This is a genomic window from Bradyrhizobium sp. CCGB12 (assembly GCF_024199845.1).
Classification (GTDB): domain Bacteria; phylum Pseudomonadota; class Alphaproteobacteria; order Rhizobiales; family Xanthobacteraceae; genus Bradyrhizobium.
Map to the genome: position 1 here is coordinate 3795502 of NZ_JANADO010000001.1, position 16226 is coordinate 3811727.

Consider the following 16226-nt stretch of genomic DNA (forward strand, 5'->3'; position numbering starts at 1 on the left):
GCGATCGTGGATCCCGCGACAAGGCGGCGCACGGCCAAATTAACCGTCTGGAACCATGATTTTGCACTTGATAAATTCAATTAATTATTAATAATTAAATAATTAAATTTCAGGGCCACGGCGATGAATTTCGTGAACCGACATTTCCCTGATCGTGAGATTGCCGATCAGGTCAGTCCCGAGCCGCCAGTATTCCGCCAGCACAAATGGCCTCTTCGTTATGACGCGGTCGAATACGTGGCGCTCTGTGCGGATATTGCCATCATTCTATTTGCCAGCGTCGTTTCCACATTCCTGTACCAGGTTCAGAATGGGCAAGCCGCGGCCAACTTGAGTGACGCTGTTGGCTTGGCGCTGGTCAGTGCAGCTTGTCTTGTTTGTCTGCTGAAGACCCGCGGCCTTTATCAGCCAGTCGAGCTCCTCGTCCTCCGAAACCAGATACGCGCTGTCTCTATAGCTTGGATGTCACTGTCGGCCTTCGGTTGGGCTGTATACGGCTTAGCAGTCCGCCCGGGGACTTCTCAGCACGGAGGCCTGCTTTTCCTGCTTTTCGCCGTCCTGGCCCTGGGCTTGCTTGTGGCCGAGCGGTGGGGAGTCAAGGCGCTGCTCGGAAGGGGCCTGAGCGGCAGAAAGTTCGCCAACACAAATATTGTTCTGATCAGCGATCAACCACTGTCGAAAAACGCGGGGTTGTCCGAAACCCTGTCAATGCAGGGCTATTGCGTCAAGGGACGGTTCAGCTTGCCTCCGGTTGGCTTCGGTCCTGCCTGTCGAAGGCGGCTCACGGCCCGTGTGATTGACTACATTCGCAATTGCCAGCTCGACCAGGTGGTGGTGGAAGCCGACCCGGAGCGATGGCCCGAACTGCGAGCCTTCGTTGCCGATTTGCGAGTATTGCCGTTCCCGATCATGTTCGTGCCGGTCGGCACGACATCCGAATTGCTTCGACATCCTACGCGGAAACTTGGAAGTGCCGTTTGTGTAGAACTGCAGCGTGGCCCCCTCACGCCGCTGGAATGCGCGACCAAGCGAATGATTGATCTTATCGGCGCGGGCTTCGCCCTGGCGATCTTTGCCCCGCTGCTCGCTCTAGTCGCGGTTGCGATCAAGCTGGACTCAACCGGTCCGATATTCTTTCGGCAGCAACGCTGCGGCTTCAACGGCCGGATCTTCTTGATCCGCAAATTCCGGACGATGCATGTGCTCGAGGACGGACCCATGATCCTTCAAGCCAACCGCACGGATCGACGCATCACCCGCATCGGCAAATGGTTGCGCCGGACAAGCATCGATGAACTGCCACAACTGCTGAATGTTCTCGACGGCAGCATGTCGTTGATAGGCCCACGTCCCCACGCCCTGGCTCACGACGGAGAATTTGACAAGCTCGTGCGGAGCTACGCCCTTCGCCGCAGGGTCAGGCCGGGATTGACCGGCTGGGCCCAAGTCCATGGCTGCCGCGGCCCGACGCCCACGGCAGTCACGGTGGAGACGCGTGTACAATACGATCTCTGGTACATCGATAATTGGAGCCTTCGGCTCGATCTCGCAATCCTGCTGCGAACTCCGGTGGAGCTGTTGCGGGGGCGCAATGCCTACTAGCCGCACGATCAATCGAGCAGCGCCGCTTACCCCTACCATCCTGTTGAGCATTGCCGATCGGGTCAGGCCCGCTGACGGAGCTTCTGCCCCGCATCCCCGATGCGAAACTCTTCAATCCGCTTGCCGGACTTCATCGCGGCAACCAACCACCGAGGCCGCTTGCCACGCCCTGACCAGGTTTCGGAAGTCTGCGGGTTCCGATACTTCGGCAGCACGCGCGGATATTTACGCCTCGGCTTGCCGGTCTGAGTTAGGCCTGACGCACCTGAGTCCGCCAAAGAAGCCATCCCGCCCCCAAGTGCGGCCAGGCGTTTCTCCAATTCGTGCTTTTCCGCCTTGATCCTGTCAGACAAGATCCCGCTGATTTCCTCATGAAGCGACCAGAGATCGTCAAGGGACATGGATTCTAATTCGAGTTTCTTTGCTGACATGGTCCACCGTATAGTTGTGCTCAACTGATAATGTTCCGGTCAACATTAATCAAGTCGGGGAGTCGAATTTTCACAAAAAAATACGTGGAACCGTGCTGAAACTCGCGCCCACATAACTGCGCCGCGCGAACTAATCAAGCCGGAAAAATAGCAATCCGCACAATTAAACCGCGGAGGGGCGTTAATTGCACGTCTGAGATGTAGCCGCGGAACCGTTCAAGCGACACGGCCCACTTGAAGGGACGAGACTAACTCGGCCGCGCGAACGACCTGCCACGCCGCAGCCTCGCCAAATGTCCACCGCGAGTGGACCCTCCCTTCCCCCGTCGAGACACCATTGTAGTTGCCCGACCGTCCCACAGCCGCAAACGGGAGCGGATGACCTCGATATCCCTGAGCGCGCGCCGTCGGAGTTCGATTTGGGACCTCAGGGCCTGGATGTCTGATAATGCAGCCGAGGGAACGATAAACCGGCTTACCGAATCCTGAAGACGTTCAAGAGGATACTCGATCAAGATCATTCCTCCACTATGCGCCTTTAGCCTCTAGCTTTCTGACGCTTATTAATAAAATAATCATCGTAATAATTATTAAATACCATATAATGAATTTATTGCGTCGTCAAATTCAACCCTGACTTCAGTCAATTTGGAGGATGATAGATGAATGACCGGTCAGTCGAACGGTGACGAGAATGCTATGCGCAGGCAGGATCTCGAAGCCATGGATTTTGAGGAACTTTGGCTCCTCCACGAGGAGCTAACGAAGATTCTTGCCGAAAAGATCACAGCCGAAAAGCGGGAGCTAGAAAAACGCCTCGCGCAGCTCAACCAGTCGGACCAGTTCAGCGAAACTGAAGGCGGGGCGGCTCAGACAGGGACAAGCCAGCCGCCGGCGCGCCGCAGGTATCCCAAGGTCATGCCGAAGTACTGCAACCCGCTCCAGCCGACAGAGACTTGGTCAGGACGCGGTAAGCAGCCTCGCTGGCTAGTAGCCGCCCTCCAATCCGGCCATACGCTGGAGGAGTTCAGAATCCCCGAGAATGGCGAACCGACGGATCGGAGTGCTGGCGGTCGAGAGCATTCCTAGCGCTGCAACCACTGCGAAGGTTCGACCGCTCACCTCTAAGGCCAACGTCACCATCGACCACCCTAGACCTTTCCCGCACGAACCGCGGTGGCCATCTTCAATAGAAAATGCATGGTGTTCGCTTTTGGCATCGACCACGACCCGCGGCGCGCGCTCTGCGCGTAGCCAAGGGACGCCTCTCGCCGGTAATTTCTGAGATCCAGGACTGTCATCGCAAGGAAGGGCACGCGTGAGCCCGGAAAGCGCGCCTGCATCAATTGACGAATGAACTGCAAACGCGGAATCAATCGGGAGCGCAGCGCCTGCGGGATCTCGACTCCAAGCAGCTCAGCGAGAGCAAACAGCTGCGTTTCGACCGCGTTCTTCATCAATCCGCCAGAGATGTGGGAGGTCAGTTCCTTCCAGTCGAGCCCCCCGATGGAACTGTTCAGATCGCGCAATTCGACCAAATGCCGCAGATCTAGGTCGCCAAGCCAATAGCCATAATCTTGAAACTGGTCATGGATGATTAGCATGAGTGCTCGGTACGTGGGCGCCGGAATTCGCACGCTTCCCCGCCCCAGCGACATGGGGACGCAATGGCTGAGAGCAGCGTCGCGGTAGCAGTACGCAGGGCCAGGAACGGCCTGCTGCAGATCGATGGCGCCGACATCGATCGATCGGATCAGTTCGACAAACCATCTCCGGCTTTCGCGAGAAGCCTGAGCATGAATCTCATAGCCAATTGCGCGAAGAGCAGAAATTGCATCTTCAGCTTCGTCCGGCATGACCATAATATCCAGATCGGACATCAGTCGAACACCTCGCCGCTCGGGCGTGGCAGCTAGTGTCGCCGCCCCCTTGAGTAGCACCGGCGTAATTCCGCGACCATTCATCGCAACGACAGCTTCCTCCAATTGATCCGCCAACCGCTCGTTGCGTTGAACATTTCGGCGATAGATCTGGCGGACATATGCGCTGACGTCCTCAGGCAGCACGGATGCGTGTTGGTCAACGAAGTCAATAAGGGCAGGCGTCGTCAGGGTCTCGTTCGCGAGACCGATTACGGACATCCAATCCACATCCGCAGGCGGGGCGCCTCGCAAGCAATCACAGAGGCTTATCAGTGCCGCACTATGCTTTCCCATTACACAAGTCCGCCAATAGCTCCCGAGCTTCCACTGCCTCGCAGTAAGTAAGCTGAAATGATCGTGCACCAGAAACAATCCGCTTCAACGCGGAAAAGCCGGCCTGAGACAGCTTTCCGTCGGCGGCAAATGCGCCCTCAATGAGCCGCTTCATCGAATCGAGCTGATCCAAGGCGGTCAGCTCCGGCGAACCTTGCGCGACTCTGTTCAAGAAAATGATCCAGCCCACAGCAAGACTTCCGTTGTGCGCGTTCGAAATTGGCAAATATCGCACCTCGGCGCCATCGGCTCGGCGATGCGTGACGCCGTCCCAATTGCTTTGCAATACCGACAACCACTCCCACGACCCTTCCTTAAGGGTGAGAGCAAACGGGATTCCACAGGCCGTGCCATCACTCTCGATCAGCGCAACGTCATCGCCGGCATATTGAAATCCCGCGTCCACCAACTGCAGTGAAAGTGTCGACTTGCCGGCTCCCGGCTCGCCGCACAACAGCAAGCCAGCCCCGGCCTTCACAAGAGACGCAGCATGGAGAGCGAAGACCCATCGATCACTTCGGATGAGCCGATCGGTGAGGTGGGCTTTGAGTGTAGGTGCAAGTGCCTCGACTCCGCATCTATGGATGCCCGCGTCAATTCCGCCGAAGAGCACCTGATCGTCCAGCATCATCGCCACGATCGCGATATCGCCTTGGCCTTCCTCGTTGCCCGAAGCACAAAATAGCGAGACCAACCGCTGCAGGAGGTCCCAGTTTTCAGCTCGGACACTGATACGATGCCGCCCCAACATCGCTGAGAAGGCGCAATTGGCCGACACTGGCCGGTCGATGTCCAGCAGCCCCTGGTCGATCCAGGTGTCTATGGCCTGCCGCACGAACTGGCGCGCGACGTGCTCAACAACGTCCAGCTTGCCCAGCTCGTGATACACAGCAGCCAGAGAAGCGCCTTGCGCCAATTTGCACCAGATAAAGCCACCTACCTGGTCCAGTTGATAGATCTTTTGTCTTGCTCCACTGAACAGCACCGGCCGGCCATCGAGCAGCGCAAAGACTGCATCGACCGCCGGCTTAAACAACACGTCTGCGGAAGATTTTTCCAACACGACTTCAGCCACATGAGCGGATCAGTCTCGTCACTGGGTCGAGTCAGCGGCGAGGAGGCCCGCAGTATACCCCTCACGGCCTTCGATCGGACGAACAGCCGCCTCAGACTAGAAAAACAGTTTGGCTAGCGATGCAGGCCCAATGCTCGGTGCGGGCAAACACCACTTCGCTTTATTGGAAACCGCCTCCCCGATCAGGCGGCGAGCTGATTGCTTTCGCCCCTTCCAGTTGGTGGAATCTCCAACACTTCTTCATGAGCATTTGGCCACGCAGCTAGACGATGAGCATCCAGGAGATACCGATAGAGTTCCCGACAAGCGCTACGCTCCCTAAGAACGCGTTCCTTTTCGCCGATACTTACTAGTTCCTCGCGCATCTTTGCCAATTGCTGGACAGTAAAGCCGGAGCTGCGCTTCTTTTGAATTGATTCCAACATCGTTCCCTCCCAACCGAACGAATTTAGAAAAATAGCTTACGTCATCGGACCAAATTAACAACGGTATTTATAATTTAAAATGAACAAAAATTTTGCTCTTATGGCTGAACCTGCGGCATTTCCTGCGATACAAAGAGGCGTTCGGATGGTCATGAGCCTTGTTGTCGCAGCGGCAAATAGATCCAACAGTATCACTGTCCAACTTGGCGAAAGTTAAATTGAACCGCATGGTAAATTCAATTTGCAAATCGAATTTTTAATGTGAATATTCAAGCATTACGTAAACGGAGTGAGCTCGTGCTCGGGTCGGTCGATACGTCTGTCGTGTGCGCCATCATGGTTTTCGCCGGGTACGGCGACCTAGACACCGCGACCGCATCCGGTCTGAAGGCCTCCATAGGCGCTTCAGAGATATCCAAGGGCGATCGCATAATCACCGCACACGAGCTGCCCAGCCAAGACCGCAATTTTCAGGAAATCGCTCAAGCAGCGGTCCGGTCAATCTGGCAAGGCACCATCATGGACAGCCCTCCTTATGGACCAGGAAGCGTTTCAGTGCACGCGGCCCCAAATAGCTAGCACTCGCACTCCGACTACCGGCCTGCCTTCGTTTCATCAGTGAATAATATTCAGGGACGATCTACATGGGTATGATTATGGTCAAATGCCCCCAGACCGATCGCGTTATTCCCACCGGCATCATATCCGATCGTGAGACGTTTCTGCGAAGCGTGGTGTTTTTCGGGAATACTCATTGTCCGGTCTGTCGCGCCAATCACAATTGGTTCGCTCGCGAGGCCTGGGTCGAGGAGCCGGTCGATCGACTGTGAAGATGTTCGGTGCCGCGCGGTCATGCTGATCACCGAACATCTTCGGCGCCTATATATGGAGCCGAACTGACGGCAGCATGCGCGCTCGGGCGGATACACTTTTGGAATCGCGCTTCTGAGTTTTATCGCATTCTCTCTTCCTGGTATCCGTGGAAGGGCCCAGCTCGTCCACGCGGATAGGATCGAGTCGTGCGGTTATCAATGGAGGCTGTTGCCATGCCACTTCGGCCAGACCCACTTGGAAAAGTTGCAACCGACGAACTCTCGCAGATCCTCTTTGTCATGCTCGATGGCGACAAACGGGTACTCTGCAAGGTCGAGTCGGGGGCATTGACGGATCGCGCCATAGCCGACGGTGCCGATGAGAATGACCTCCACGCAACCTTTCAAAGGCACCGCGACGCCATTGAGGCTATCGCCAGTCAGAACTACGATAAGGGACAAATTTCGCCCACTGTTTCAACCTACCAGCTCACTCCCCTTCCCTAGTCGCGCCCCATCAAGCGGCGAGCCGCCCGGGAAAACAGGCCCCGTACCGTTCCGTCAGTGGCAAGATTCCTGACTTCCGGAGATGAGTTACCTCGGCACGACCTTGGGCTGCCCTGCCGGCTCGCAGCGATCATCGTCGAACATATCGCCTGCTACAGGAAAGCCGCATTGGCATTCCGGAGCCTTTACTGGGATTCCTTGGCGATGCAGCCGAACCGTGCTGCTTGCATTCGCCAGTACGGCCGTTCGATCTTCATCATGCAGCTTTCCCCTAGACACAGTTTGAAGGCCGATGAGCCGAAACTCACCAGCCCCTCGCCTACGAGAGCACCACTACGCAATGCCATTAAGCTGAATGAGGATTGACGATGGTGTACCCCTTGAGGGAGCGCGCATGGATTCTCGTTGTGTGCCCGCCCGAGTTAGCATCGTACGCCATCCAAAGGTCACCGCCGATGTGCCGCTCCAGCACGAAGACGTGCCCACGTCGCGCGGCAACCATTCCCGGTGCTGGCGAGGAGCGGGGAAAGCGCAGCCAATTGGCCGCGAGGTTCAGTTCCGGCACGATGCGACCAAACACCCGTATCGCCGCACCACACCCACAGAATGAGCGAGGGCATCCGGCAGGGCGACCACCGACGATCTTAGTCCCAGACATATCTGAGCTGGCGACAGACATCCGCAGGCTGCGAGCGGGATATCGCTGTAAACGCTGCGCCGGCCCAATAACTCTTTGCGTATGCGCCTCCAAAGATGAAAAATCGCAGGGCATACTCACGTTGCATTCGGGCGGGGAAACGGCGCGCAGAGGGCGCGCTTCCGAAGAAACGGACGTCGCTAACACGAATGCTGACGCGATTACTATTCGGTCGAACATGCAGCACTCCGGGTTTAATAGCCCCGCCCCGCCATAGAGAGCGCGATGCATTTCGTCCAAATTAAGTCTTAAATTTTTTAATTAAATAAGATCGTCAGCACTATTAAACATCCTTGCTTCAACTCTACGGGCCTAATCCCGATCTTTTCTCGCGATCGACGCTTGCCGGATCTACGGCTCGTTAACGCGAGTGCGAAAACCTTTGACTGGGATGAAGGAACGACTCGCGATTACCGTTTCGCTCGGTTCGCCGATTCAAATGAAGGCCACTTCGTCGCGGCACACGCCGCCCTGTCTCCGAAATTGCCAGCCAAGGGGACAAATACCGCGAACGACGGCTTGAAAACTTTTCCACGTTAACGTTCCCAGTGGGAACGTAACGGCCAAAGGATATTTGAAATCCTGTCAGCTCGCCGCCGAGCTGGCGGAGCGGCTCCGGTCTAGCCCTCAAAGCCCCCCTGAAGCCGGAGCCGCCTCTCCGCCACACCGCTGCATGCTGACAGCGCATCCTTCTAACCACCGGCGTCAACGTCAATTGTGCTCGCCCTTTATTTCCAATCGGCAAGACGATTTCTCTGGCTTTTATCTTGGTAAGGCCCCAAATTTAGGTATTTAAAACGCAGTATTTTAGCAAGAGTTTGCGATGGCAAAACCTGGCATCTCCCAAGAGGCATTCCGAGGCTTGTCAGCGCCTCGCCCGGTTGAGGCTGATCGCAACCAGAAACAAAGGACATCCACTCCACACCCAGATTTAAGGAGAGATTACGTGCGCGGCCGCCTTATGTCCGTCTACGATCCATTGCGAAAAAGATTGGAGAGCGAGCCGAGACCAGCGGTGATGCTCACATTCTCCGAAGTTGAAGACATTCTTGGGCGGCCGTTACCGGCCTCGGCTTACAGGTTCAACGCCTGGTGGGGAAACGAGAGCGCTAGGGCCGGACATACGCAATCGCAGGCCTGGCTTCTTGCCGGCTTCGAGGCCAGGGTGTCGCTCCAGCGGCGCACCGTGGAGTTTCGCCGATCCTAGCAGCTCTTGCTTGCCCTTCAGCTGCGTCGAGCTACCGAGCGTTGGGTCGCGAGCCAACTTTGCTGCGGAAGGAATCATCACGGCCTGCCATTGGCCCTGAAGTGGCCCACTCGACAGGTTTTTCGCCAGTCAAAACGAGGAAACGCCGCGTCCGCCTTCGTCACTCATTCTCTCGCGCCCCACATCAGCGAGACGTAGAGATGCACCGCGAACAAAAATATTGCCGCGTACCCTGCAAAGAACAGCATTTGGGGCATCGCGCGGAGAATGGATTCTTTGATATTGCTCATACGAGCCTCTCGAGGCTGCTTATTCCCTGCCGTGAGCTTGGAAAGTCATACGCCTTTACTGTCGAAGCTGCTCTTGCAGATCGCTGCGCTCTTTAAGTAGCTCTTGAAGGCGTTCTGCATTGCCAAGTTGTGTTTCCTGCCACTCAATTCGATCTTCCGCGGTCCATAGATAAGACTCGCGATTGAACCGAGCTTTCTCAGATCCATCGATTTGAATGTACATTTCGATTTCACGCTCGACCTTGTCCAGCCGTTCCTGGAGGGCACCCCGTCGGCTCGGTGGGTTGGCCCCACGCCTGACTCTCTTCTCCGAATGACGAGTCAAGGTGCGCGCGTTTTCGAGCTTTGGAGTGAAAAGAAAGGTTTGGGCCTGCTCGAAATCCAGTCCATTGAGTGTGGCAAGATGTGTGCTCGGCAATGAGCGCATCGACATGGGGGTACCTTAATTTAACGAAGCGATATAATTCAAAGCTTAAGCCATTCGAAAATATGTAGAATATACCTTAAGCTATATTCGTCGCTCCGTGGGGACTGATCTTCTTGCTCGGTTACTCGCTCCTTCAACAGCACCACGGCGTGCTAGCGACCGGTTCGTATGCTGTCTCATCCCGGCTGCAGCGGCGCTCCCGAGCTAGATTTGCTCGGACGGATATTGGCCGGAGGCGACATTTCAAAGAAATCACACGACGAAGCCCACCAGCCCCTCCGGAAAGGGCCCCAGTGGCTCCGGTCCTCATCACCTCAAGCACCCGGAGAAACGTCTCCTGCCTCCGGGGGCTAAGCAGGGGACGCCGGAGACGTCTCTTCCGAGATCCTTGCGCCTTTGCCGACACAATTGACACATCTATAATCTAAATAAATTAGCCTGAAAAGATTTAATTTATTTATCTTGTTTAACTAACTGATTTTTCCAGACACCGTCGTTTCGGGTGTGGCAGCCGCGCCTGAAGCGATCGGACTTTCTGTATGCGGCGCTAGCACCAAGTTCGACCCGCGACGGACTTGCGGCTCGGTCTCTAAGCTCTGACGATCAAGGACTGCGCGCAAGCGTCGTCCTTGAGCAGTTCTCCACTCACGACACGGCGGAATGTATTAAGGCGCGCTCCATTTACTTGATCTGGCCGCCCCATGGTGCGGACGAACTGCAGATCGGTGCGCTGCCAGCTTTTTGACGCCGACCAGAGCTGCTTTCGGGCAAGCGCCGGGAAGCAGGTGAGTTTTTCGTCCCGCAAATCCCCCAAAACGTACTGTGCTTCGTCTAGGGCACCAACTGTGCAGTCTGATCAACAGCGTCTCATCGCCTATCTCTTCTTTTTTGTCGCTGCCCGCACCACGCGTCGCAGCCTTGGCGCTGGGTAGAAGTTTGGCCGCCGCAAGAGTCAGTTTGGCAAATCTATCGCCCACATCTCTTTTTGGATCGAGGGAACTGGTTCGTCGCGGCAGTTTTCACCTCGCTTCGTTAGGGGGCACGCAGTCAGTAGGAGTGCAATTGAATCATGGCCTCATACAGATGCGATTTCTCCTCTCTGGCGGCAGAGCTCCAGGCGTTGCCCGTGGCATCACCGACTCATGGTGCAATTGGGGCTGCACTCGCGGCCTACCATCAGTTCAGAGAACAACCGCGCCGCATCGCGGCCGGCGACGGCATGTCCGGCGCCTTTCTCGGACCTGAATTCTCGCAGGAGGTGATCGAGCAGCGGCTGCGTGTCGCCGGCGGCCGCTTCGATGTGCTCAGTGAAGATGCAATGATCGAGGCGACAGCGGCGGCCCTGGCCGACCAGCTCGCGGTCGGCTGGTTTCAGGGCAGGATGGAATTCGGTCCGCGCTCGCTCGGCGCACGCTCGATCCTGGGCGATCCGCGCTCGCCCTCCATGCAGAAGAACCTCAATCTCAAGGTGAAGTTTCGCGAGAGTTTTCGGCCGTTTGCGCCGGCGGTTATGCGCGAGGACGTTGCGGATTGGTTCGAGCTCGATGGCGACAGTCCGTACATGCTTCTGGTTGCCGGCGTCAGGAGCGACCGGCGTCACATGATGAGCTCGGACGAGCAGGCATTGTTCGGCATCGACAAGCTCAACGTGGTGCGCTCGACGATCCCCGCCGTGACGCATGTCGACTATTCCGCCCGCATCCAAACGGTGAGCGCCGACACCAATTTGCGCTTCCATCGCTTGCTGTCGCGTTTCAAGGCGCTCACGGGATGCCCGGTGCTGGTCAACACCAGCTTGAACGTTCGCGGCGAACCGATCGTGTGCACGCCGGAGGATGCCTTCCGCTGCTTCATGGGTAATGAGCTCGACATGCTGGTGGTCGGCAACTGCATACTGAGAAAAGAGCAGCAGGATCCCGCGCTCAAACGCGACTACAGCGCTGCCTTCACGCTTGACTGAACTGCCGGCGTGGCATCGTGGCTCACCGCCGGAGCATCAGGCCGATCCGGCTTTCAGGCGCCTTTGGAAGAACGCGAGAATCTCGTCCCGGGCTGCGAGCGTGAGCTGCCCTGCCTCATCAACGAGATGAACCGTGACGACGCTGTGGGGCGTCTTGACGAACTGCTCGAAGAACGGCGGCTTGGGCCCGGTGTTCGCGGCCGCGTCAGGCAAGACGCGACCGACGAAGCGATCGCCGAGCGCGGCCTGATAGGCGGCGAACCGTTCGGCGCGGCAGAATGAATCGCCCGCAAATCGGTAAGCTAGGACGGTCAGGTCTTCTCGTTCGAGCCTTGAACGGACTTGCGTCAGATCGTCAGCGGAGCTCTCGATGCCGGCGGGATTGTCCAGCGGGAGCGACGGCTGGGACAGCACGGGGGCCAGCAGGACCGGCTCCAGCATCATGTTCAGCGCAAAATTGCCGGTGAAGCACATGCCGATGGCTCCGACGCCCGCCCCCCCGCTTTCGTCATGAGCCAGCCTGGCGAGCGCCCGCAGCCAGTTGGATACGGGGCTCGATGATCCGCCGCCGAGCGCGCGAAATTCAGCGCTGACGCACGCGCGCCTGAAAACGCCGGCTGCAGTCTCCGCGTCGGGGACGTCGCCATCCTTTCCGAAGAGCGACGGCATGTAGACACGGAAGCCGGCGTCGCGAACCCAGCGGGCGAAACGCGCAACGTGCGGGCTGATGCCCGGCATCTCCGTCATGACGATGACAGCGGGTCCCTGGCCCGCAACATAGACCGGCTTTGCCGCGCCCTCCAACGAGAGTATCCGCTGGTTGAAATCGGACAGATCGTCAGGCTTCAGCAGCGCATCACTCATGTCGTCCTCCGGAAAAGGTTGCGCAAACGGTATTTCCCGGGCATTGACTTCGACAAGTGTCAAAAATGACATTAATCGGGTCTATTTTGCCATGCCGCTCCTTGACGTTCTGGTCCTGGAAGGAGCCTCCGCGGCCAGTGTCGCCATCACCGTCGAATTGATCGCCGTGGCCAACGGCATTCGTGCAAAGGCGGGACGACCACCCTGCTTTGACGTCAGAATGTCCGGCTCCGGGGCAAGGTGGGCAACGCGGCTTGCAAGGCTGCCCTCGAAGCAAGGCGCCAATGGACCTGCAGACGTCGTGATCGTCCCCGGGCTGGCCTGGATGGATGAGCAACTCATTCGCGAAGGATTGCAACGACGGGATGCCGAAAGGGCCAGGAAGGCTCTCCGCGCAGCCTTTCGGTCCGGAGCTGAGATCGCCAGCTCCTGTTCGGCCGTCTTCCTGGTTGCGAGCGCCGGGCTGCTGGATGCCCGTCGCGCAACCACGACCTGGTGGCTCGCGCCCTTGTTTCGGCAGCTCTTTCCAAAGGTGACGCTCGACACGGATGCGATGGTGATGACCGACGGGCGCGTAACGACCGCCGGTGCGGCAATGGCTCAACTGGACTTGATGCTTTCGATCATTGCCCGCCATGCCGGACCAGACCTCGCGGACAGCTGCGCCCGGTTTCTCCTGCTGGACCGCAGGCAATCGCAATCGCGCTATATGGCGCTATCGTTTCTCACCGCCGCGGACGATCGCGTTTCGCGCGCGGAGCGCTGGGCGCGGGCGCGACTGCACCGGGCCTTTACAATCTCCGAACTTGCAAAGGCTGTGGGACTGGGTGCGCGCACCTTTGCGCGCCGATGCGAGCGCGCGACGGGGCTTTCGCCGGTGAGATTCGTCCAGAAGTTGCGCGTCGACAAGGCGATGGAGCTTCTGGAGACCACACGGCTGAGCCTCGACGAAATCGCGGAGAAGGTTGGATATGCCGATCCCTCTACGCTTCGCAGGCTCTTGCATCGAGAGAAGACACCCGGTGCGCGGGCCTCGCGTGCCGTGCGCAAGCGGGACCATGGCGCCGCGCCCTCCGGGACGCATGAAGCACACCGCACGCGAGGATTTGCCAAGGCGAAAGTTGGGCGCGCCAGAAGCCTGGACTAGCGCGACTTGAGAAGCTCGCGCGCGACAATCAGCTTCTGAACCTCGGTCGCCCCTTCGTAGATGCGAAGCGCCCGGACTTCGCGATACAGGCTCTCGACGATCTCGCCTTTGCGCACGCCGCGACCGCCAAACATCTGCACCGCGCGATCAACGACCCGCTGGGCGGTTTCGGTCGCGGCCAGTTTTGCCATGGCCGCTTCACGCGTGGTGGGAAGCTTCTGGACGTCGCGGCGCCAGGCGGCGCGGTAGGTCAGCAGCGCCGCGGCATCTGTCTCAGTCGCCATGTCCCCGAGTGCGGACTGGGTCAACTGCAGGTCCGACAGCGTCGTCCCGAACATGCGCCGTGTCTGCGCGTGCACTCGCGCTTCCTCCAGCGCTCGTCTGGCAAATCCCAATGCCGCTGCGGCCACCGAGGACCGGAAGATGTCGAGGGTCTGCATCGCAATCTTGAATCCGCCGTCTGACGGCCCGATGCGGCGGCTGATCGGAATGCGGCAATTATCCAGACGCAAGGTGGCAAGCGGATGCGGCGCGATGATATCGATGCGCTCGGCCACGCCAAAGCCGGGATCATCCGGAAACACTGCGAAGGCCGAGATGCCGCGCGCGCCCGGCGCCTCCCCGGTTCGCGCGAACAGCGTGTAGACGTCGGCGATCCCGCCATTCGAGATCCAGGTCTTCTCGCCCTCCAGAACGTAGCTGTCGCCGTCCTCGCGCGCCGTGCACGTCATCGCCGCCACGTCCGAGCCCGCCTCCCGCTCCGAAAGCGCGAAGGCCGCCAGCCATTCGCCTGAACGGACTTTCGGCAGCACGGCGTTTCGCAGCTCCGCCGAGCCGGCAAGCGCGATCGCGCCGGATCCGAGGCCCTGCATGGCAAAGGCGAAATCGGCAAGGCCATCGGCAAAGGCGAGCGTTTCGCGCGACAGACAGATCGAGCGGGAATCGATGCTGGCGACGTCACCGTCCGGCGCCGCAACCGCGCAGTCGAGCAGCCCTGCCGCACCGAGCGCGCGTACGAGCTTGCGGCAGGCGCCGTCGACGTCGCTGTGGTCGACCGCCTCAAGACCCCCCTGCGTGACGAAGCGATCGAGCGCCTCGCAAACTGCACGATGACGCGGCTCGAAGAACGGCCAGTCCAGCCAGTCGCGCGAGATTGTCTTTGCCGGTGAGCTCATCTGTCGCTCCACAAGGTCGGGGGGTCTGCCGGACGGCCGGCATGTTTCGTGACGTGCCTGCGATCGAAGCCGCCTATTCAGCCAGCGCCAATTATTGTTTTAAGCCTAAAGTATTCCTTCCCCGAAGACGTTGTCAAGGCGCCGAGCTCTTGCGCGAGACGTGGGTGGATGATGCGTCGACCACCAAGGACGATGTGCCTCCAGAGCCTAAATGGTACGATAGCGCTCGATAGACGACAGATCAGGCGTGACCCCGAGCCCCGGCTCTTGGCCCAATTCGACTGTGCCTTCCCTCACGTTCAGGACCGGGCCGCAAAACAGATCGCGCAACGGGTTGTCGTTGGCATCGACTTCCAGCCAGCCGTCACCTCCGACGCCGGCCAGCAGATGCGCGGACGCAAGCAAGCCGAGACCGCCGCCGAGATAGTGCGGACAGAACATCTTGCCCACCTTCAGGATGTCGCGCGCCAGCCCGGCGCAGGCGCTGAGGCCGCCCCATTTCGCGATGTCGGGCTGAACCACGCCGAGCACGCCTTCGGACAGCACGTCCTTGAAGGCTTCGACGCTCGAGATGTTTTCGCCGGCAGCAATCGGCATCTTCGCTGCAGCGTACAGCTTGCGCCACTCCTCGCGCGGCCGATCGGCTCGAAGCGGCTCCTCCAGCCAGCGCAGATCGAACTCGGCAAGGCGCGGCAGCATCTCCATCGCCTGCGCAACTGACCAGCCCTGATTGGCATCGGTGGCAAGCATGCCGGCGCCGACAATCCCGCGCAGCGCGGCGAGATTGGCGAGGTCGGTCTCAGCACCGAAGCCGACCTTCAGCTTCAGCGCGCGATGGCCGCGCCTGAGCGCCGCTTCCGCCGTCTGGGCGGCCCCGCCGGGATTGATACCGCTGGCATAGACCTTGATCGTGCGCGACTGTCCGCCGAGCAGCCGCCACAGCGGCAACCGTTGGCGGCGTGCGGAGAGGTCCCACAGTGCAAGGTCGATGCCCGAAATTGCCTGCGCGAACGGACCCGGTTCGCCGCATTGAAGCGCCAGCACCCCGGTACCCTCAGTCAGCGTCTCGAAGGCCTGAGCCGGATCGTCGAATTTACACCCAACAAGACCCGGCGCGAGCACCTCGTTGACGAGGCGGGCGCGATGCTCCGCGCCTGGAGCAGGAAAGTTGGACCAGGCCTCGCCCCATCCCTCGACGCCGTCTTCGTCGACAGCGCGAACGAAGACGGCGGGACGGTTGAGCATCTTGCCGAACGACGTCACCACCGGCGTCGCCAGGGGATAGCGATAGCAGAACGCCTGGATCGAGCGGATGGTAAAGCTGTCAGTCATATTGCAGATCCTGCGAGACC

The 16226-nt window shown here is 58.9% G+C and carries 13 protein-coding genes and 1 pseudogene; 5 read left to right on the forward strand and 9 right to left on the reverse strand.

All coding sequences use genetic code 11. From position 1 onward, the window contains the following. Positions 1-123: 123 nt before the first annotated feature. Positions 124-1602, forward strand: a complete 1479-nt coding sequence (locus tag NLM27_RS18160) for an exopolysaccharide biosynthesis polyprenyl glycosylphosphotransferase (RefSeq protein WP_254144607.1) — start codon at positions 124-126, stop codon at positions 1600-1602. Between the two features lie 62 nt (positions 1603-1664). Here the strand turns inward: NLM27_RS18160 and NLM27_RS18165 are convergent, their stop codons facing one another. Continuing rightward, the gene (locus NLM27_RS18165; protein ID WP_254144608.1) at positions 1665-2033 is read right to left on the reverse strand and encodes an H-NS family nucleoid-associated regulatory protein; all 369 of its coding nucleotides are present in this window, start codon (positions 2031-2033) and stop codon (positions 1665-1667) included. Between the two features lie 699 nt (positions 2034-2732). Here NLM27_RS18165 and NLM27_RS18170 point away from each other — a divergent pair. Continuing rightward, positions 2733-3122 carry an H-NS family nucleoid-associated regulatory protein gene (locus tag NLM27_RS18170; RefSeq protein WP_254148860.1) on the forward strand — a complete coding sequence of 130 codons (390 nt, stop codon included), beginning with the start codon at positions 2733-2735 and terminating at the stop codon, positions 3120-3122. 62 nt (positions 3123-3184) lie between these two features. Here NLM27_RS18170 and NLM27_RS18175 read toward each other — a convergent pair whose 3' ends face one another. The 3 genes from NLM27_RS18175 to NLM27_RS18185 form a co-directional block, all read right to left on the reverse strand. Next, on the reverse strand, positions 3185-4174 hold the full coding sequence (locus NLM27_RS18175) for a nucleotidyltransferase family protein (RefSeq protein ID WP_254144609.1): 990 nt from the start codon (positions 4172-4174) through the stop codon (positions 3185-3187). Positions 4175-4235: 61 nt separating this feature from the next. After that, a complete protein-coding gene (locus NLM27_RS18180) occupies positions 4236-5363 on the reverse strand; it encodes a serine/threonine protein kinase (protein ID WP_254144610.1) in 1128 nt (375 codons plus the stop codon). Between the two features lie 182 nt (positions 5364-5545). Beyond that, positions 5546-5788 carry a hypothetical protein gene (locus tag NLM27_RS18185; RefSeq protein WP_254144611.1) on the reverse strand — a complete coding sequence of 81 codons (243 nt, stop codon included), beginning with the start codon at positions 5786-5788 and terminating at the stop codon, positions 5546-5548. A 1046-nt stretch (positions 5789-6834) separates the two neighbouring features. On the opposite strand from NLM27_RS18185, the gene NLM27_RS18195 reads away from it, so the two are divergent. Then, entirely contained in the window at positions 6835-7107 is a 273-nt protein-coding gene (locus NLM27_RS18195; RefSeq protein WP_254144613.1) for a DUF1488 family protein, read from the forward strand. A 2068-nt stretch (positions 7108-9175) separates the two neighbouring features. Here the strand turns inward: NLM27_RS18195 and NLM27_RS43590 are convergent. Continuing rightward, on the reverse strand, positions 9176-9301 hold the full coding sequence (locus NLM27_RS43590) for a hypothetical protein (RefSeq protein WP_256569989.1): 126 nt from the start codon (positions 9299-9301) through the stop codon (positions 9176-9178). 55 nt (positions 9302-9356) lie between these two features. Then, positions 9357-9734: a hypothetical protein gene (locus NLM27_RS18205; RefSeq protein ID WP_254144615.1), complete on the reverse strand. Its 378-nt coding sequence runs from the start codon at positions 9732-9734 to the stop codon at positions 9357-9359. A gap of 1117 nt (positions 9735-10851) precedes the next feature. Between NLM27_RS18205 and NLM27_RS18210 the strand changes: the two are divergent. Next, positions 10852-11688 (forward strand): annotated as a pseudogene (locus NLM27_RS18210) (carbamoyltransferase C-terminal domain-containing protein); the annotation flags it as partial. Positions 11689-11724: 36 nt separating this feature from the next. On the opposite strand, the gene NLM27_RS18215 reads toward NLM27_RS18210, so the two are convergent. Further along, on the reverse strand, positions 11725-12552 hold the full coding sequence (locus NLM27_RS18215; protein ID WP_254144616.1) for a dienelactone hydrolase family protein: 828 nt from the start codon (positions 12550-12552) through the stop codon (positions 11725-11727). Here NLM27_RS18215 and NLM27_RS18220 point away from each other — a divergent pair. Further along, positions 12551-13699, forward strand: a complete 1149-nt coding sequence (locus NLM27_RS18220; RefSeq protein WP_254144617.1) for a GlxA family transcriptional regulator — start codon at positions 12551-12553, stop codon at positions 13697-13699. The two genes, NLM27_RS18215 and NLM27_RS18220, sit on opposite strands and share 2 nt — an antisense overlap. Here the strand turns inward: NLM27_RS18220 and NLM27_RS18225 are convergent. Together NLM27_RS18225 and NLM27_RS18230 are read right to left on the reverse strand one after the other, a co-directional pair. Beyond that, positions 13696-14874, reverse strand: a complete 1179-nt coding sequence (locus NLM27_RS18225; RefSeq protein WP_254144618.1) for an acyl-CoA dehydrogenase family protein — start codon at positions 14872-14874, stop codon at positions 13696-13698. The two genes, NLM27_RS18220 and NLM27_RS18225, sit on opposite strands and share 4 nt — an antisense overlap. A 207-nt stretch (positions 14875-15081) precedes the next feature. Further along, complete coding sequence (locus NLM27_RS18230) at positions 15082-16206, reverse strand: mandelate racemase/muconate lactonizing enzyme family protein (protein WP_254144619.1); 1125 nt, start codon at positions 16204-16206, stop codon at positions 15082-15084. Positions 16207-16226 lie beyond the last annotated feature (20 nt).